At 46.8% G+C, this 17,569-nt stretch carries 18 protein-coding genes; 13 read left to right on the top strand and 5 right to left on the bottom strand.

The window, feature by feature from the left end; translation table 11 throughout:
• The first annotated feature begins 14 nt into the window (after positions 1 to 14).
• The 13 genes from hmcF to QZY95_RS12035 all read left to right on the top strand — a co-directional run bounded on the left by hmcF (position 15) and on the right by QZY95_RS12035 (position 13,773).
• Complete coding sequence (hmcF, locus tag QZY95_RS12095) at positions 15 to 1,400, top strand: sulfate respiration complex iron-sulfur protein HmcF (protein ID WP_290923838.1); 1,386 nt, start codon at positions 15 to 17, stop codon at positions 1,398 to 1,400.
• A 158-nt stretch (positions 1,401 to 1,558) separates the two neighbouring features.
• Positions 1,559 to 1,915 carry a response regulator gene (locus QZY95_RS12090; RefSeq protein ID WP_290923834.1) on the top strand — a complete coding sequence of 119 codons (357 nt, stop codon included), beginning with the start codon at positions 1,559 to 1,561 and terminating at the stop codon, positions 1,913 to 1,915.
• A gap of 20 nt (positions 1,916 to 1,935) precedes the next feature.
• Complete coding sequence (locus tag QZY95_RS12085) at positions 1,936 to 2,385, top strand: RrF2 family transcriptional regulator (RefSeq protein WP_290923831.1); 450 nt, start codon at positions 1,936 to 1,938, stop codon at positions 2,383 to 2,385.
• 343 nt (positions 2,386 to 2,728) lie between these two features.
• Positions 2,729 to 3,232: a ribosome maturation factor gene (locus QZY95_RS12080; protein WP_290923828.1), complete on the top strand. Its 504-nt coding sequence runs from the start codon at positions 2,729 to 2,731 to the stop codon at positions 3,230 to 3,232.
• Positions 3,233 to 3,268: 36 nt separating this feature from the next.
• Positions 3,269 to 4,657, top strand: a complete 1,389-nt coding sequence (gene nusA / locus QZY95_RS12075) for a transcription termination factor NusA (RefSeq protein ID WP_290923827.1) — start codon at positions 3,269 to 3,271, stop codon at positions 4,655 to 4,657.
• Between the two features lie 6 nt (positions 4,658 to 4,663).
• Positions 4,664 to 4,891, top strand: coding sequence for a YlxR family protein (locus tag QZY95_RS12070; RefSeq protein ID WP_290923825.1), 228 nt, complete (start codon positions 4,664 to 4,666; stop codon positions 4,889 to 4,891).
• Between the two features lie 16 nt (positions 4,892 to 4,907).
• Complete coding sequence (gene infB, locus QZY95_RS12065; protein ID WP_290923823.1) at positions 4,908 to 7,877, top strand: translation initiation factor IF-2; 2,970 nt, start codon at positions 4,908 to 4,910, stop codon at positions 7,875 to 7,877.
• Between the two features lie 164 nt (positions 7,878 to 8,041).
• Entirely contained in the window at positions 8,042 to 8,332 is a 291-nt protein-coding gene (locus QZY95_RS12060) for a DUF503 domain-containing protein (RefSeq protein WP_290923964.1), read from the top strand.
• 157 nt (positions 8,333 to 8,489) lie between these two features.
• Positions 8,490 to 9,476 carry a bifunctional oligoribonuclease/PAP phosphatase NrnA gene (locus QZY95_RS12055; protein ID WP_290923822.1) on the top strand — a complete coding sequence of 329 codons (987 nt, stop codon included), beginning with the start codon at positions 8,490 to 8,492 and terminating at the stop codon, positions 9,474 to 9,476.
• A gap of 6 nt (positions 9,477 to 9,482) precedes the next feature.
• Positions 9,483 to 10,406, top strand: a complete 924-nt coding sequence (gene truB, locus QZY95_RS12050; protein WP_290923821.1) for a tRNA pseudouridine(55) synthase TruB — start codon at positions 9,483 to 9,485, stop codon at positions 10,404 to 10,406.
• A gap of 30 nt (positions 10,407 to 10,436) precedes the next feature.
• Positions 10,437 to 10,706: a 30S ribosomal protein S15 gene (rpsO, locus tag QZY95_RS12045; RefSeq protein ID WP_290923819.1), complete on the top strand. Its 270-nt coding sequence runs from the start codon at positions 10,437 to 10,439 to the stop codon at positions 10,704 to 10,706.
• 260 nt (positions 10,707 to 10,966) lie between these two features.
• Positions 10,967 to 13,207, top strand: a complete 2,241-nt coding sequence (gene pnp, locus QZY95_RS12040) for a polyribonucleotide nucleotidyltransferase (protein ID WP_290923818.1) — start codon at positions 10,967 to 10,969, stop codon at positions 13,205 to 13,207.
• A 335-nt stretch (positions 13,208 to 13,542) separates the two neighbouring features.
• On the top strand, positions 13,543 to 13,773 hold the full coding sequence (locus tag QZY95_RS12035) for a hypothetical protein (protein WP_290923815.1): 231 nt from the start codon (positions 13,543 to 13,545) through the stop codon (positions 13,771 to 13,773).
• A gap of 228 nt (positions 13,774 to 14,001) precedes the next feature.
• Here the strand turns inward: QZY95_RS12035 and QZY95_RS12030 are convergent, their stop codons facing one another.
• The 5 genes from QZY95_RS12030 to QZY95_RS12010 all read right to left on the bottom strand — a co-directional run bounded on the left by QZY95_RS12030 (position 14,002) and on the right by QZY95_RS12010 (position 17,549).
• Complete coding sequence (locus tag QZY95_RS12030; RefSeq protein WP_290923813.1) at positions 14,002 to 14,583, bottom strand: hypothetical protein; 582 nt, start codon at positions 14,581 to 14,583, stop codon at positions 14,002 to 14,004.
• A gap of 28 nt (positions 14,584 to 14,611) precedes the next feature.
• Positions 14,612 to 15,214: a hypothetical protein gene (locus QZY95_RS12025; protein WP_290923812.1), complete on the bottom strand. Its 603-nt coding sequence runs from the start codon at positions 15,212 to 15,214 to the stop codon at positions 14,612 to 14,614.
• A 148-nt stretch (positions 15,215 to 15,362) separates the two neighbouring features.
• Entirely contained in the window at positions 15,363 to 15,959 is a 597-nt protein-coding gene (locus tag QZY95_RS12020) for a hypothetical protein (RefSeq protein WP_290923811.1), read from the bottom strand.
• 628 nt (positions 15,960 to 16,587) lie between these two features.
• Positions 16,588 to 16,941: a hypothetical protein gene (locus QZY95_RS12015; protein ID WP_290923809.1), complete on the bottom strand. Its 354-nt coding sequence runs from the start codon at positions 16,939 to 16,941 to the stop codon at positions 16,588 to 16,590.
• Between the two features lie 5 nt (positions 16,942 to 16,946).
• Positions 16,947 to 17,549 (bottom strand): hypothetical protein, encoded by a 603-nt coding sequence (locus QZY95_RS12010; protein ID WP_290923808.1) that lies wholly within the window; start codon positions 17,547 to 17,549, stop codon positions 16,947 to 16,949.
• Positions 17,550 to 17,569: the final 20 nt, after the last annotated feature.

The raw sequence follows: 17,569 nt of genomic DNA, 5'->3' as shown, positions 1-17,569 counted from the left end.
GCTAGGAGATAACAATGCCTCAAGGTACTTTTTGTAACACCACACCTATCAGTAGCGAAGAAGAGCTTAAAGCTCTGCTTGGCGACAAAGGTGGCGCTCAGTACTACGAAGAAATGAAAGAGCTTGACGTTAATTCCGACGCCATTGCTAAACTTCTTGAAGATACCTGTCAGTCCCGTATCCGTACGTGGCTTGAAATCTGCGCCCACTGTGGCATGTGTGCTGATTCCTGTTTCCTTTACCGCGTAAACGACCGCGATCCTAAACAGGTTCCTGCATACAAAATCCAGTCTACCCTTGGTGAGCTGGTTAAGAAAAAAGGTAAAGTGACCAACGAATTCATGCGTCATTGTGTGGACGTTGCCTGGTCACAGTGCACCTGTTGTAACCGTTGCGGTATGTACTGCCCGCACGGCATCGATATGGGTGTAATGTTCAGCTACCTGCGCGGTATCCTGAACTCTCAGGGTTTTGTACCTTGGGAAATGAAAATCGGTTCCGGTATGCACCGTGTGTACAACGCTCAGATGGACGTTACCACCGAAGATTGGATCGATACCTGTGAATGGATGGCTGAAGAGTACGAAGAAGAATGGCCGGGTCTGGAAATTCCTATTGATAAGGAAGACGCAGACATCATGTACACTCTGAACGCTCGTGAGCCTAAGCACTACCCTGAAGATCTGGCAGAAGCAGCTATTCTGTTCCACCTTGCAGGCGAAAACTGGACTGTGCCGAGCACAGGTTGGGAACAGACTTCCCTTTCCATGTTCGCAGGTGACTGGGCTGCATGTAAAATGCAGGTTGAATCCGTATACAACGCTATCGAAAAACTTCGTCCTAAGCGTGTTATCGGTACTGAATGTGGTCACGCACACCGTGCAACCGTTATTGAAGGCCCGTACTGGGCCGGTCGTGAAGACGGTCTGCCGCCTGCACCATACATTCACTATGTTGAATGGGTTGCTGAAGCACTGCGCACAGGCAAAATTAAAATCGACCCAGAGAAAAAGATTAAAGAACCTGTTACTCTTCAGGATTCCTGTAACTACGTACGTAACCACGGCTTAGCAAAAGCTACCCGTGAAATTATGAGTTACATTGCTGAAGACTTCCGCGAAATGGGTCCTAACCGCGAACACAACTACTGCTGTGGCGGTGGTGGCGGCTTTAACGGTATCGGTAAATACCGTAAAGAGCGTAACAAAGCGCTTCAGACCAAACGCGATCAGATTCTTGCTACCGGCTGTAAGCTCGTAATTGCTCCTTGTCATAACTGCTGGGATGCAATCCGCGATCTTGAAGAGGAATACGAAATCGGCATCCGCTGGTCATTCCTTAAGCCTCTGCTTATCAAAATGGCTATTGTTCCGGATCACCTTAAGCTTCCTGAAGAATAAGTCATTACGATTGACTATAGATTGAGAATTCCGAAATCGGAACTTCTCAGCCTGTAAAGTATGCCCTGACCGGAGCGGAAGGCCACACCGCTTTCCGCTCCGTTTTTTTCTCCTGACGCTACACTGCGTCCTGCACCATCTATCCCGAAGAGTACGGTATGAGAAAACGTATCCTTGTTATTGAGGATGATCCTAATGTCCTCGAGTACATGATCAATTTTCTACAGTCTGGTGATTACGATGCTGTAGGAGCACAGAACGGCAATACAGCCCTTAAAATTGCAGCCGGAACCCCGTTCGACCTTATCACTCTGAATATGGAAATGACGAACGACTCTGGTGCGGTGGTGTACAAACAGCTCGCATCCGGCAATTACAACAGGGAAACTCCGTTCATCTTTGTGGGTGGGCCTAAAGACATCCATCAAGCAATTCCCAACGCAGTAGCGACAGTTAACAAGCCATTTGATCCCGACAGAATGCTCACCATCATCCGACAGACTCTCGGCGAATAGCTTTCAGCTAGGTCCGAATTATGAAATTTACCACACGAAGCCGCTACGCAACCCGCATGCTCCTCGACATTGCGATGAACGAGGAAGACGGCCCTGTCTCAATAAAAGACGTTGCAATGCGGCAGGAAATCTCCATCAAATATTTAGAAAAACTTATGCGTGATTTAAAGAAGGAAGGCTACCTGACAAGCACTCTTGGTGCCAAGGGCGGCTATCACCTTGCACGCAATCCTTCCAGAATACGTCTTGGCGAACTTGTACAGGCATTGGAGAAAACAGAACCCTGCTACGGCTGCGATGAAAACCACACATGTTGCCCGCGAATTCACGTCTGCCTGACTCGCACTATGTGGGAAGAAGCTTCCAAAGCCATGTATCAAAAGCTCAACCAGTTTTCTCTTGCCGATCTTATCCGTGACACATCATTGTGCCCCAAAAACCAGCCAGACTCAGTTCCGCCTAGAATCTAATTCTGTAAAAGATATCATTATAAATGTGTCGATGTTATAATATTTCGTTCGGCACATTTTCATAAGCGCCAGAAACCGCTTACATTTATAAAAAAATATCTTGACAACTTCACCAAAACTTTCCGCCCCATCCCTTGACTTTGTGTACGTAAGGGCATAGTAAATACAAGTTCAGCGCTTGCTGTCGTGCTATTGTTGCGCGCCAAGACAGGGCAAGACGGGTTCGCCCCATGCACTGTCTGCTGAAAACATCCTGTGGTCGTGAGACCGTCGTTTACGGGGTGGCCTTTTTCTCAAGGGCCTCCTTTTTTTTATTTGAGCGACAGGAAATAAGGAAGCAAAAATGACCGGAAACGGACTGTACCAGCAGATCAAAGATATCATTACACCTCTCGTTGAAGATGCAGAGCTTACCCTCTGGGGTTTTGAGCTTGGCTCCGGTCAACGTATGGTGGTTAGAATTTATGTAGAAGGCCCTGACGGTGTTACCATCGATCAGTGTGCCAAGCTTTCCAGACACATTGGCTTGACGCTCGAAGTAGAAGACGTTCTTTCTGATGCATACACTCTGGAAGTTTCTTCACCAGGCCTTGAGCGCCCGTTTTTTAACGCAGAACAGGTAGCCAAATACGTTGGTAAACCTGTTGCAATTGTACTGCGCGACCCGCATGACGAGTTCCCGGGACGACGTAAATTCCAAGGCGAAGTCAAGTCCGTAACAGACAACACTATTGTCCTCTCTCTTCCTGATGATGAGGGCGACCTGACTATTGATTGGAATGATCTGAAAAAAGCACACTTGGTACACATTTTTCCTGATACCAGCAAAGGCAAGAAAAAGAAGTAGGCAGACTTAGCGCAAGAGCGAGTCGGAGGAATTCAAATGAGCATGGATATAAAAAAAGCCATCGACCAGATCAGTAAAGACCGTGGACTTGACCGTGGCATGCTGATCGACACTTTAGAAGAAGCAGTTCGCACATCAGTTATTCGCAAGTACGGTGAAGACCTTGATGTTGAAGTTAGCTTTAACGAAGACACCGGTGAAATTGAGGTGTTCCAGTTCAAAGTCGTTACCCGCGATGAAGACATCGAAAACGACATTACCCAAATTTCTATTGAAGATGCTCGTGAACACGACCCTTCAGTACAGCTCGACGACGAAATCGGCTTCCGTCTTAAAGTAGAAGACCTTGGTCGTATTGCTGCACAGTCTGCCAAGCAGGTTATTATCCAGCGCATGCGTGATGCTGAGCAGGAAATTATTTACGAAGAATTTAAAGACAGACAGGGCGAAATCTTAAGCGGCATCGTACAGCGCCGTGATAAAGCAGGTTGGATCATCAACCTTGGTCGCACTGAAGCTCTGCTGCCTAAAGACGAACAAATTCCACGCGAACACTACAAACGCGGTGACCGTGTTCAGGCACTTGTTATCGACGTTCGCAAAGAAGGCCGCGGCCCTCAGGTTATTGTTTCCCGCTCCCATCCGGACTACATGGCTATGCTCTTTAAGCGTGAAGTTCCGGAAGTTGACGACGGTACTGTTGTTATTATGAACATTGCTCGTGATCCGGGCAGCCGCGCGAAAGCCGCTGTTATGACTCGCGACCGTGATGTTGATCCAGTAGGTGCATGTGTTGGTATCCGTGGTTCCCGTATCCAGAACATTGTTCAGGAACTGCGCGGCGAACGCATCGACATCGTTGTCTGGAGCCCAGAAATTGCTACCTATGCACGTAACGCATTATCTCCTGCTGTTATCACCCGCATTGTTGTGGATGAAGAAGAAAACATGCTGGAAGTAATCGTACCAGATAACCAGCTGACTAACGCTATCGGTCGTAAAGGTCAGAACGTTAAGCTTGCTTCAAAGCTGCTTGGCTGGAAAATCGATATATTTACTGAAACCCGCTATAACGAAGGTCACGCTATCGGCAAAGGTCTCGATCAGCTTGCAAGTGTTGCTGAAGTTCCACTTCAGGCTTTTGTTGACGCTGGTTTCCAGACCATTGAAAAGCTCCAGAGTGCTACTGACGAAGAGCTTCTTACGGTTGAGGGACTCACTGAGTCTAAAATTACCGACCTTCGCACTGCGATCAACTTCCTCTCCTCTGCAATTGAAGGAACTCTTACAGAGGGAGCTGAAGATTCTGTTGTTGCTGATGACGCTGCCGAAGCTCCTGTAGCGGCTGAAGAAGCACCGGCAGAAGAAGTTGAAGAAGCAGGCGAAACTGAGGAAACCGTAACCGATAAAAAGGAAACGGAATAATACCGGATGCACAAAGCCATCCGGAAACACCATACACCCGTCCGCAGATGTGTGATATGCCGTACTAATTTTCCTAAAGGAGAATTGAAACGATATGTTTGCACACAGACAGAATCCGGTGAAACTGTTCCTGTCCTTGATGAAGAACAGCTAATGCCGGGTAGAGGTTACTATATCTGCAACAGCCCTGAATGCGAAAAACGCTTCGCAAAATTCAAAGGCTGGCGGAAGTAAAGGGGGTTTTTGCTACATGAGTGATAAGAAAGTTAAAGTTAAAGAATTAAAAACAGAGCTGGACGTGCCTACCAAGGACATCCTTTCAGCTCTGCGCGAACTTGGGGTCTCCGCTAAAAGCGGTGAAACCTCTATCCCGACTGAAATGATAGAGCAGGTTCGCGACCACATAAAGAACGGTCCGGCTAAGAAAGAAGTCATCAGCAAAGATGATGATTCAGGCGTTATTGTTCGCCGCCGTAAAAAAGCTGCTAAGCCAGCTGAAGCAAAGCCTGCAGAAAAAAAACAGGCAGCTGAAGCAGAAAAGGTACAGGAAAAAGCTAAAGAAGCTCCTGCTAAAAAGGAAGCGCCTAAAGCTAAGGTTGTTACTCCTAAAAAGGAAACCAAACCTGAACCAGCTGCGGAAAGTGCAAAACCTGTTAAAGATGAGGCACCAAAGGTGCGTGTAGTGAAACCTGAAGAACTTGCTAAACCGGAAGCGACCGAAAAGACCGCTGATACCCCCCAGCAGTCCGCTAAAGCTGAAGCTCCTAAAAAAGAGCAGAAGCCAGCTCCTGAAGCAAAAAAAGAAGCTGCCCCAAAAGCTAAAGCTGAAAAAACTGAAGCTGCTCCTAAAAAAGCTGCCCCTGCAAAGGCTGCTAAGGAAAAAGCTGAAGCTCCTGCAGATGCTGACGGCGCTAAGAAAAAGAAAAAGCCAGCAAAAAAACGTGAGGAAGCACCGGCTGCACCGGCTACTCCTCAGGTTCGAATTATTTCCCGTCCTGACCCAGCAGTAGCTGCGGCAGAAGCCAGAGAACGCGAACAGCGTGCAGCACGCCCACAGCAGCGTCGTGATGACCGTGGCGGTCGTCCGAACGGTGGACGTCCTAATGGTGGTCAGGGTCGCCCAGGTGGCGGTCGCCCTAATGGCGGTGGACAAGGTCGTCCAGGTGGTGGTCAGGGTCGTCCAGGCGGCGGTGCTCCACGTCCAGGCGGCGGTGCTCCGCGTCCAGCAGGTGGCGGCGGTCGTCCGGCTCCAAACTTTACCGATGCTCCATCTCCGGATAAAGCCGGTGCGCGTAACAAAAAACGCGGTAAGGGCAAACGTACTGTAGACTTCAACCAGCGTGATGGTTTCGATAAGAAAAAACGCGGTGGTAAGGATGCTTTTGCTTCTGATGAATGGCAGCGCAGCAAGCGTAAGCGCAAGAAGCAGGAACAGGCTCCGTCTACTCAGCCGCTGAAGGCTGCTAAACGTAAAATTAAAGTGGATGATCACATCCGCGTATCAGACCTTGCTCACCAGATGGGTATTAAAGGTTCCGAGATCATCAAAGTGCTCATGCAGCTTGGTGTAATGGCGACTATTAACCAGTCCCTCGATTACGATACCGCGGTTGTTGTTGCTGGTGAATTCCAGTACGAGATCGAAAAAGTCGGCTTCTCTGAAGAAGACTACCTCACCCCGCGTGAGGCAGATAAACCTGAGGATCTGGAAATCAGACCTCCGGTTGTTACCATTATGGGTCACGTTGACCACGGTAAAACTTCTTTGCTCGACGCTGTCCGCAAATCCAGCATTACTGACCGAGAAGCTGGTGGTATTACTCAGCACATTGGTGCGTACCACGTTGTCACCCCTACCGGTGATCTCTGCTTCCTCGATACTCCGGGTCACGAAGCGTTTACCGCTATGCGTGCTCGTGGTGCTGAAGTTACTGATATCGTAATTCTTGTTGTTGCTGCTGACGACGGCGTAATGGAACAGACCCGTGAGGCTGTTGCACACGCCAAAGCTGCTGAAGTACCTATCATCGTAGCAGTTAACAAAATGGATAAAGAGGGTGCCAACCCTGACCGTGTAATGCGCGAACTCTCCGAAATCGGACTCGTTGCAGAATCATGGGGTGGTGACACCATCTTCGCAAACGTATCTGCGAAAACAGGCATGGGTCTCGACGAACTCCTCGAAATTCTTGCTCTGCAGGCTGAAGTTCTTGAATTGAAAGCTAACCCGAACAAACCGGCTCGTGGTCACATTGTTGAAGCTAAACTCGACAAAGGCCGTGGTCCTGTTGCTACCGTACTCGTACAGGAAGGTACCCTGAAACAGGGCGACATCTTCGTATGTGGCACCTTCTCCGGTCGTGTACGTGCTATGTTCAACGATCAGGGCAAAAAAGTTCAGGCTGCTGGTCCTTCTACTCCGGTAGAAGTACAGGGCTTTGACGGTGTTCCTGAAGCAGGTGAAGAGTTTGTAGCTCTTGATGACGAAAAAGTAGCACGCCGCATCGCGGATCAGCGTTCTATTAAAGAACGTGAACGCGCTCTTGCCCGTGAATCTAAAGTTACACTGGAAACCTTCCTTGCAAGCCGTGCAGATGCTGAAGAAGCTCAGGTTCTTAACGTTGTGCTCAAAGCTGACGTACAGGGTTCTGTTGAAGCTATCGTTGATGCACTTAAAAAGCAGGCAACAGAGAAAGTAAAAGTGGACGTTATCCACTCCGGCGCCGGTTCCATCACCGAATCCGACATTCTCCTCGCATCTGCTTCCAACGCTGTTATCATCGGCTTTAACGTTCGCCCAACCGTGAAAGTTAAAGAAGTTGCTGAGCAGGAAGGCGTAGATATTCGTTTCTACGACATCATCTACAAACTCGTTGAAGAAGTTCGTGCAGCTATGGCTGGTATTCTTGCTCCTATCGTTAAGGAACAGTACCTCGGTCAGGCTGTTGTTCGTGACACCTTCAGCGTACCTAAAGTCGGTGTTATTGCCGGTTGTCACGTTGACGACGGTAAAATCACCCGTAACGCAGGTGTACGCCTGCTTCGCGACGGTGTAGTTATCTACACTGGTACTATCTCTTCCCTCAAACGCTTCAAAGACGACGCAAAAGAAGTAATGAAGGGCTACGAGTGTGGTATCGGACTCGAACGCTTTAACGACATCAAAGTTGGTGACGCTATTGAAGCATTCGAAGAAGTAGAAGAAGCTGCAACTCTGTAAGCAATACATGAAAAGCGGAACCGGATGTTTCGTCCGGTTCCGCTTTTTTTCTTCTGGCACTCACTACGGGGTAGATTACATTTGTAATAAATCCCTTGCTGGTTACCTTGCTCCTGACACAGGCAGAAGCAAACAAGAACAATCAACGTAATTTTGGTGCTGTTATGATCATCGGAGTTCTTAAGGTTGAATACGCATTACACGGAAACGAATCGTTAAAAGATAAGCGACGTGTAGCAAACAGCCTGAAGTCAAAAGTTCGTAACAAATTCAATGTATCCATCGCTGAAGTCGGCTCAGAGAATTCGATGTCAACATTAGCACTCAGCCTTGTAAGTGTCAGCAACAGCGAAAAGCACTTGCAGAGCAGGCTTACAAAGTGTTTGAGCATGATGGAAGCTGTATGCCACGAAGAAATGGTCTACAGCGATATGGAGTTTTTCGGGGTTGAATAGGCACGTTGGAAATTTGTTTCAACGCACGAGCACCCCAGAACATCACCGTTAGCGCCATACAGCTGACACAAAATTTTTCTTTACGCTTAAGTAAGCCATACGTTCTTACAACAATGTCCGGTTTGACGAAGCGTAACAAACCCAAAAGAAATAAAACATGCCAAATGTAGTATCTCAAATTGCAGCGGCTATAACCGCTGATAAAACGTTTCTCCTGACTGCCCACATCAGTCCTGATGGTGATGCAGTTGGGTCAATTGCTGCTATGGCATGGCTGCTTATCAAACTTGATAAAAAGCCTGTTATTTTCTTGGAATCCGGTGTGCCTTCTTACCTTGAATGGGTAGAACTTCCTTGCGAAGTGCTTACCACGGCAGACGAGTTGGCCGCATGCCAACCAAACCGGATTATCGTTATGGATTGTGGTGATTCACACCGCTCCGGCGAAATCATGACTGAATTTCTCGCTCAATCCGACGCACCTGTTATCAATATTGACCATCACCTGCACAATCCAATGTTCGGAGAACTGAACCTTGTTGATACAAACGCAAGTTCCACAGGGGAATTGGTTGCAGGAATCATTGATCAGCTGGACGTTTCCTATGACGGCTTTTTGGGCGAAAGCCTTTATCTTGCCATCAGCTCGGATACTGGCCGATTTGCTTTTAATAACACAACTGCCCGTGCGCATGAGATTGCCGCGCAGGTTATCAGCACCGGATTAAAACCAGGCGATTTCAATGAAAAGCTCGACAGCGACTGGAGTATCAATAAAATAAAACTCTGGGCTGAGCTCTTCGCAAATATTGAAATTGCACTTAACGGAAAAGTAGCATATCTCACACTTCCTAAAGCACTGTTTGAGCGCACCGGAACAGAATATTCCGACATTGAATCCATCATCAATTACCTTCGCAAAATAGAAAATGTTGATGTGGCAATGACCGTGCGTGAAACAGAAAGCGGCTCAAAAGCGAGCCTGCGTTCCCACGGTGCTGTGGATGTTCAGAAAATGGCAGCAAGCTTAGGCGGTGGCGGACACAAAAACGCAGCCGGAATCAGCCTCGAACTTCCTTTAGAAGAAGCTGTAGAAGCGCTGCTTGCCACTATTGCTCAGAATCTGGTATTAAACGAGGCATAAGTTTTCATGGCACAAGTACCTCAGCAGCATGGTATTCTGCTTCTCAATAAGCCTAAGGGACCTTCTTCCGGTGGATGCATCGGAAAAATCAAGCGTCTCGGGCAAAAAAAAATCGGTCATGCAGGCACTCTTGATCCAATGGCTCAAGGACTGCTGGTCGTTTTACTTGGACAGGGCACTAAACTGTCCAACTACCTTATGACCGGCGGCGAAAAAGTGTACTCCGGCACCATTAAACTTGGTGAAACTACGGATACATGGGACGCAGAAGGTCAGGTAACTGACACGGCAGAATGGCAGCACATTACAGAAGATGATGTACGTGCTGAAGTTGCCCATTGGCTTGATATTACAGAACAGGAAGTTCCTGCTTTCTCAGCGGCAAAACATAAAGGGAAATCCTTGTATAAGCTGGCGCGAGAAGGTAAAGAAACACCGGTTAAGATAAAAACCGTAAAAATTTCTGAAGCAGCAACTCTATCGGTTGAGTTGCCGTTTCTCCGTTTCCGGGTAAGATGCAGCACTGGTACGTACATTCGGTCCCTGGCCCACAGCTTGGGGATTCGATTGAAGTGCGGGGCAGTTCTTACTGAACTTATCCGGGAGTACAGCCATCCGTTCTCGCTGGACAACGCTTGCGAGCCCGAAGAGTTGGTTGAAAATCCAGAGTTGCTTGAATCCAAAGTTATCTCTTTGGAACAGGCATTACCGACATGGCCGAAAATTATCCTCAGCGATGAGGAAATTGCTTTGGTCAAAAACGGTAACCCGATTCCGTACGATCCTGATAAAATTGCACAGATGCCGTTTTCGATCGGTATTAACGCAATGCTTCTGGATGCAGACAGAACGCCTCTGGCTCTTGTTGAAACCAACATCGTGCAACGTCAGCCTGTGTGGTCCATCCTGCGCGGCTTGTGGCAATCCTAATTAACCCATTTATCCTTGGAGGATATCGCTGTGGTAATGACACCTGAAGCTAAACAGGCAGTTATTAATGAATTTGCTCAGAAAGAAGGAGACACCGGTTCTCCAGAAGTACAGGTAGCTCTTCTGACTGCCCGTATCAAATACCTTACCGAGCACTTCAAAGAACACAAACACGACTACCATTCCCGTACTGGTCTGTTGAAACTTGTTGGTCAGCGTCGTAAGCTCCTGAAATACCTTGCTCACAAGGACGTTCAGCGCTACCGTGACCTCATCAAGAAACTTGGCCTCCGTAAGTAGGCAACATTACAGGGGAATCCTATGGATTCCCCTGTTCTCATATATTTTTTGTATCCGTCAGGTCAGCAAAAGCTTGTAGAAACAGCTTATTGCGGAGCAGAAGTTAGCTGCTCAATACCGGCGAGATACCTACGCAGTATCGCGAAAGGGGGGTCCGGGAAGAAGGTTTTTTCCCCGATCAACACTAGTTGACCGGCTCACACAGCCTGCTAAAAGCACTCTCCCCGGAATCCCCTTCGCCAAACGATGAGGATTTTAGAATGGAAAATAAATTTGGCGCAGAGCGCCTTACAGCCACTGTCGGTGGCAAAGAAATTACGTTTGAAACCGGTCGCCTTGCTAATCAGGCTGACGGTTCTATCTGGATCCAGTGCGGTGGTACTGTAGTTCTCGTAACTGCTTGTACACAGCCTACTGAACGCGATCTCGGCTTCTTCCCGCTTACTGTTGAGTACACTGAAAAAATGTACGCAGCCGGTCGTATCCCTGGCTCCTTCTTCCGCCGTGAAATGGGTCGTCCATCCGAACGCGAAACACTTTGTGCTCGCGTAATTGACCGCCCTATCCGTCCAATGTTCCCTAAAGGGTTCCGTGACGAAGTACAGATTCTTGCTAACGTTATCTCTTCTGACCAGCTCAACGAGTCTGACGTTCTCGCACTTACCGGTGCTTCTGCAGCTCTTACTATCTCTTCCGTACCATTCGACGGCCCGATTGCAGGTGCCCGCGTTTGTCGCGTTAACGGCGAGTTCGTACTGAACCCGACTGTTAAAGAACAGGAAGGCGCAGACCTGAACCTCGTATTCGCAGCTTCCCGTGACGCTGTTGTTATGGTTGAAGGTGAAGCGAACTTTGTACCTGAAGCAGTTATCGCTGATGCGCTTAGCTGGGGTCACAAAGAAATTGAGCCTCTCTTCGACGTTCAGGACAAGCTCCGTGAACTGTGCGGCAAAGAAAAGCTTGAATTCGTAGCTCCTGTTCCAAACGAAGAGCTCAAAGCTCGCGTTGAAGAACTTGCAACTGAAGACCTCAAAGTAGCGCTTCAGGTTGCAGACAAAATGGAACGCAAAAACGCTCGTAAAGCTGTTAAAGTTAAGGTTATGGAAACTCTTTCTGCTGAACCTCAGTACGAAGAAGATCCTTCCCCGCTTGCAGAAGTCGGCGAAATTCTCGGCGCTCTTGAAAAAGACATCGTACGTACCCGTATCCACAAAGAAGGCCTGCGTATCGACGGTCGTGACGTAAAAACAGTACGTCCTATTATCGTTGAAACCGGCGTTCTTCCTCGTGCACACGGTTCTTCTATCTTTGCACGTGGCGAAACCAAGTCCATGGTTGTTACAACCCTTGGTTCCACCACTGACGAGCAGCGTATGGACTCACTCATGGGTGACGTTACCAAACGCTTTATGCTCCACTACAACTTTGCTCCGTACTGCGTTGGCGAAGTTAAAATGGTTCGTGTATCCCGCCGCGAAATCGGTCATGGTGCACTCGCAGAAAAAGCTCTTCGTCCAATCCTTCCTGCAAGTGAAGACTTCCCGTTCACTGTTCGCGTAGTTTCCGAAACTATGGAATCCAACGGTTCTTCTTCCATGGCAGCTGTAACTGGCGGTTGTATGTCCCTTATGGACGCAGGCGTACCTGTTAAAGCTCCTGTTGCCGGTATCGCAATGGGTCTTATCAAAGAAGGCGACGATTACATCGTTCTTACCGACATTCTCGGTGATGAAGACGCTCTTGGCGATATGGACTTCAAAATTGCCGGTACTGCTGAAGGCATTACTGCAGTTCAGATGGATATCAAAATTTCCGGTATCCCTGCTGACGTTATGGTTCGTGCTCTTGAACAGGCTCGTGATGCTCGCCTCCACATCCTTGATGAAATGGCAAAAGAGCTTCCTGCTTCTCGTGAAGAGCTCTCCAAATACGCTCCGCAGATTGCTACCCTCGAAGTTAACCCTGATGTTATCCGCGTTATCATCGGCCCTGGTGGCAAAAACATCAAAGCAATCACAGCTGCTACCGATGCTTCCATCGACATTGAAGACAGCGGTAAAGTAACCATCTTTGCTCCTACACTCGAATCCCTCGAGCAGGCTCGTGAAATGGTTCAGTACTACGACCAGCGTGCAGAGCTTGGTAAAGACTACATGGGTAAAGTTAAAAAGATTCTCGAAATCGGCGCGATTGTAGAGATTCTTCCTAACGTTGAAGCTCTTGTACACATCTCCCAGCTCGACATTGCTCGCGTTGAGAAAGTAGAAGATCTCGTATCCCTCGGCGAAGACATGAAAGTTAAAGTTATCGAAATTAACGATGGCCGCGTTCGTGCTTCCCGCAAAGCAGTTCTCCTCGAAGCTCAGGGCACTCCTTGGACTCCGGAATCCACTGCTCGTCCTCAGCGTCGTCCTGGTGGACGTGATGATCGTCGTGGCGGAGGTCGTGATGACCGTCGCAACAATGGTCGTCGTGATGACCGCCGTGGCGGCCGTCGCTAGTCACATGATATTTAAAAGAGCGGAAGCAATGCTTCCGCTCTTTTTTTATATATTCTTATCCAGAGCACACCTCACATTGCTCCTTTCTTCCCCTTAGCATTCGTCTGTACCACACTTCGCTGTACAGATTCACGGCATACGATCCTGTTGTAAATTCCCAGAGCCAACCAGCCGTTTTTAACACAGTAAAATGTATCCGGAAAAAGCAAATCAGATTGACATAAACCATATCTGATAGATACCATACCTCGTCCCTGATGTTCAGAGGGGAGAGCATCTATCAGAGTTCAGATTCAACACGCCGTTTCCGGGGGGGAGCGGTAAGAGAGTAAAATATGTATAGTGTGGACCACCTTCAGGCGCAGCATCTTGAGACAATGCAGCAGCTCTCAAAGGATCAGGCAAAAAGTGCTCGTAAGTTACAATTCCAATTAAACCAGATTGACGAAGCTTTTAACGAATTAAATGAGACGCTCATGACTAGTTTTACTGGTGCTTCCCCGGCACACGTCAAAGCGCCTCGCATTGGCGGATTCTTTTCCCAGATTAAAGGGTTATTCCTTTAATTTTCCGCATAGAATTACAGCAACAAAAAGAATTAGGATCATAAAATAAGATTCCCGCTCACACCGCAGTGTGTTGCCTTATTAAATTCCATTCTAGTTAGTTGCGTAAAAGAAATTTTAGATTTGTTATAAGCCCCTGCCGCCTATCAAGGCGGCTTTTTTTTGCAAAAAAGCCTTCCGGTATATGCCGGAAGGCTCTTCAATGCGCAGGTAATAAACTTGCTCAAACTATCTGTTACGGAAATCATCCCGTTCTAAGGTATACAATTCTTTTGCTTCAGGAGCAGGAGGGTTTCCACTGACAGCATCTGGAGTCAGCACAAGCACACGCGCCACTGTCCTGCGCCCTATCAATCTGTCATACATCTCCATCTTGTACCCTGACGCCAAAGGATGCCCTTTACTTTTTATAAACTCAAAGTAACGCCGATATTCTACACTGGTGTTATTAGGATCGACTTGGAATGTATTTAGCCTCCAGCTGCTTCCCCATTTAGAAACACCTGTGCCAAGCAACGGCCGCAAGTAGTAGCGAGAATTAGAAACTTGCATTACCTGAGACAAAATATACGCTTCACCTTCTCCAAAAACAGTCGTGTTGAATGTCTGGTAAGGATATGCACCGCTTTCAAAATATTTTGGAAGAACGCTTACGCCCAGCCCCCCCAGGTCTTTATACCCCTGAGGAAGTTCAAACTTAGATGTACCGAAAACGGTATATTTCCCAGTCTGGGGGTTGTATCGTGAGCCACATGCTGCGACTGCCAGTAACACTGTAAATATAATACATAACTTTGATATTCTTCGCATTGTAACCTCTTGTTCTTTCAACAGAAAACTATTTTGAAACCGCATCCGTTTTCTGTGGCATTATGATTTGTTGCGTATCCGGATTTTCCACTGTTCGATACGGAACTACCGGATACAGCTGGCTAAACCGTGGAATAAATGCACTGCCTGCTCCTGTCGAAGGAACAAATTCAAGTACTCGCACAATTACCCTTCCGGAAAAACGCTTTGCATACACAGTAACATTATAAGCTTCAGGCAAAGAACCGTCATCTTCACGCAGATAGAACATATACTGCGAATATTCCTGATTATCTGTATTCGATGGAACTGTAAATGTCGTACGCTGCCAACGGGTTCCCCACCGTTCTGTGGTTTCATTTTCCAGTGGCTCAAAATAATATTTACTTGTTTCCAATCGAGTCCACTGGGTTAAATAAAACGTCCCTTTGTATTCATATCCTGTTGTTGTAAGCTCCTGAGGCCCTTTCAGGTCGGGAATAGGCACATCAGGACTCCATTTAATAGTTGCTATACCAAGGGCTTTATATGTTGGAGGCAGCGTAATATAAATATGTCCATAGACTTCTTTGCGCTCTTCATCTGAACTTTCCCCCAAAACTGCATCCTGTCCAAAAATGGAAGGAAACATGGTGGAACACCCTGTTATAACAACGCAAGACAACAAACACAGTGCCAATAACATTATTCTGAACTTCATAATATCCGATGCCTCCTAAAAAAAAGAATGCCCTCGAAGTATACTCCGAGGGCATTTTTTTCTTATATGATTACATCAACTATGAGTTGCCGCTGCCGCCAAAACCGTTTCCGTACTCGTAGTACTGGTACAGATCGTTAAAGGAAGGCATTGCAGCTACACCACCAACTTGAGTAGGAGTGAGGCTGATTACGCGTGCTACAACAGCAGGAGTAACCTTTTGATCAAACATGGTCACTTTATACAACGGAGCAAGCTGTCCGCCTTTTTCACGGATGCATGCAAAGTATTTTGCATATTCAGCGTCAGTTGTTTCAGCAGAAAGGGTGTAATCGCCTTTTCTCCAGCCGGAACCCCACATTTCCTGTGTAGGACCAACGAGTGCTTTAAAACGATAGAACTGGTTTGTGAAAACCATTTTCTGTACGATTACGTAACTGTCACCCATTCCGTAAATTTCTGAATGCCATCTCTGATACGGGTACATACCTTCCACCGGGATATTTACGGTATTAGGTAGAACGCTCACAGTGGTGGAGCCAATCATTGAATAACCGGTTGGCACTACAGTTTTAGCCTGTCCGTACACTCTCATAGGCTCGCCAGCCTGAGTTTGAGCGCAACCTGCAAGCACCATAAGTGCTAGAATAATAAAGAAGCAACGTGTTAATTTCATAGCATTCCTCACTAGAGTTATGTGAAAATACTGTTGAACAAGAATAATGCGTATAATTCCTTGCCAAGGGACTCTGCTCTTTTCAGCATCTCAACAATAGCGAATAGCGAATCTATTGCCATAATATTTTGAAATAACGCCATTCTTTATAATAAGTTACTACACTTCTCGCTTGTTCATTTTTTCATACGCAACAAAGAACAGTTTTTATCCGTCCAATATGCGTTATTGTTTTTATATTTACTGTTGCTGTATGGGATTATACTATTATTAAATACATACTACATTGCAATTTTTACTCTTTCTCTATTATTCTTCACACTAAAATAGTTTTTACAATCACATACTCTTGCAATTTCCCTACTAATACATTGAGTTAGCGTTTTATTGATCACAATAACATCGTTAAATTCAGTATTTTTTGAGCTATTTTTTATCTTTTCTTCTTACATTTCAAACAACTAGAGAAAATACATCTTGAAAACAAAAAAAGCGCAGCAACCTTCCACAACATTTTGTGAAGAAATGCTACGCTTTCAACGTATTATCTGAACCGCGTTGGCTCAAAAAATATATACCTTAGGCCATCAGCAATATACAGCAGTGCGCATGCTACGACACACAGCCACTACCCTCGCCTGTCCAAACAATTGGAAATAGAGCTGTCCGGTCTTGTTACCGACCTCTGGTATCCTTTGTATCCTGATGACTTCTTTTTGCTTGCTATAAGTTGAGACTTTAAAGATGCATGCAGTTTTTTCAGCTCATCTGTCAGCAAAAGTTGAACACTTTGCATTTTCAAAAGCTTTTTACGCAACTCACCTTCTATATCACCTGTTCGGATTGCCCACGCCTCTGAAATAAGACGCTCACGCTCCACAGCGGCCTCATCAGCAACATCCATGTCACCATTCTTCAAGGCTTTCAGTTCTCGCTCTCCAATCCGGAGTGCTTCATCAAGCAATGTAAGGCTGTTTGCCATACCAATTATTCCTCGCAGACATTCTCCAGTTTCTCGCGCATAACAGCGACAACACCTTTCCAGCGAGAAACAGCGGTTGCAAAGTCACCGTCAAGAATTGTGGCCAGAGATGCCCAATCTTCTTTACCGGTAGATTCTCCCATACTTTCAAACTGTGCTGAAACTTCTTCTACTGTTTTTTCAAACAGCTCTTCTTTCTCATGCACATATTCGTCACGCAGTACGGCCAGCATGCCCATAAAATCGTGCAGAACATTCAAAAGCTCTGTAAACAATACAAGTGCTTCAGCTTCCTGACCATTGCGGAACATACCGGCAATGTGATGTGAGCTGTTTTCCATAAGTGCAACAACTTTATCAAGTTCTGCAACAATACCGAGTGCAAACTCGTTTACAGGAACACTTTTAATTTCAACACGCTCAATTGAGCTTGTCTCTACCTGACCTGCCTGGTTAGGGAATTCTTCCTGAAACTGAGCCTCGTCTACGAGAACATCAGTCACGACCCTGTCTTCAAGTTTGTCTTCCATAACCTTAACGAGCAACTCCTCAAGGTTAGAAAAAGCGTTCACATTGTATTCTGCTGCATTACCGTCAATAACAATCATTATTGAGCCTCCTGATGCCT

The sequence above is a fragment of the Halodesulfovibrio sp. genome, from assembly GCF_015482765.1.
Taxonomy (GTDB): Bacteria; Desulfobacterota; Desulfovibrionia; order Desulfovibrionales; family Desulfovibrionaceae; genus Halodesulfovibrio.
The sequence above is the reverse complement of the archived record's forward strand: the minus strand, read 5'-3'. Positions and strand labels throughout refer to the sequence as shown.

Bases quoted from the DNA above. Each gene is read 5' to 3' on its own strand.
- QZY95_RS12015 (WP_290923809.1), bottom strand. From the start codon at position 16,941: ATGGCAAACAGCCTTACATTGCTTGATGAAGCACTCCGGATTGGAGAG.
- QZY95_RS12055 (WP_290923822.1), top strand. From the start codon at position 8,490: ATGCCAAATGTAGTATCTCAAATTGCAGCGGCTATAACCGCTGATAAA.
- QZY95_RS12025 (WP_290923812.1), bottom strand. From the start codon at position 15,214: ATGTTTCCTTCCATTTTTGGACAGGATGCAGTTTTGGGGGAAAGTTCA.
- pnp (WP_290923818.1), top strand. From the start codon at position 10,967: ATGGAAAATAAATTTGGCGCAGAGCGCCTTACAGCCACTGTCGGTGGC.
- nusA (WP_290923827.1), top strand. From the start codon at position 3,269: ATGAGCATGGATATAAAAAAAGCCATCGACCAGATCAGTAAAGACCGT.
- QZY95_RS12020 (WP_290923811.1), bottom strand. From the start codon at position 15,959: ATGAAATTAACACGTTGCTTCTTTATTATTCTAGCACTTATGGTGCTT.
- QZY95_RS12030 (WP_290923813.1), bottom strand. From the start codon at position 14,583: ATGCGAAGAATATCAAAGTTATGTATTATATTTACAGTGTTACTGGCA.
- hmcF (WP_290923838.1), top strand. From the start codon at position 15: ATGCCTCAAGGTACTTTTTGTAACACCACACCTATCAGTAGCGAAGAA.
- truB (WP_290923821.1), top strand. From the start codon at position 9,483: ATGGCACAAGTACCTCAGCAGCATGGTATTCTGCTTCTCAATAAGCCT.
- QZY95_RS12080 (WP_290923828.1), top strand. From the start codon at position 2,729: ATGACCGGAAACGGACTGTACCAGCAGATCAAAGATATCATTACACCT.
- QZY95_RS12090 (WP_290923834.1), top strand. From the start codon at position 1,559: ATGAGAAAACGTATCCTTGTTATTGAGGATGATCCTAATGTCCTCGAG.
- QZY95_RS12060 (WP_290923964.1), top strand. From the start codon at position 8,042: ATGATCATCGGAGTTCTTAAGGTTGAATACGCATTACACGGAAACGAA.
- infB (WP_290923823.1), top strand. From the start codon at position 4,908: ATGAGTGATAAGAAAGTTAAAGTTAAAGAATTAAAAACAGAGCTGGAC.
- QZY95_RS12035 (WP_290923815.1), top strand. From the start codon at position 13,543: ATGTATAGTGTGGACCACCTTCAGGCGCAGCATCTTGAGACAATGCAG.
- QZY95_RS12085 (WP_290923831.1), top strand. From the start codon at position 1,936: ATGAAATTTACCACACGAAGCCGCTACGCAACCCGCATGCTCCTCGAC.
- QZY95_RS12010 (WP_290923808.1), bottom strand. From the start codon at position 17,549: ATGATTGTTATTGACGGTAATGCAGCAGAATACAATGTGAACGCTTTT.
- QZY95_RS12070 (WP_290923825.1), top strand. From the start codon at position 4,664: ATGCACAAAGCCATCCGGAAACACCATACACCCGTCCGCAGATGTGTG.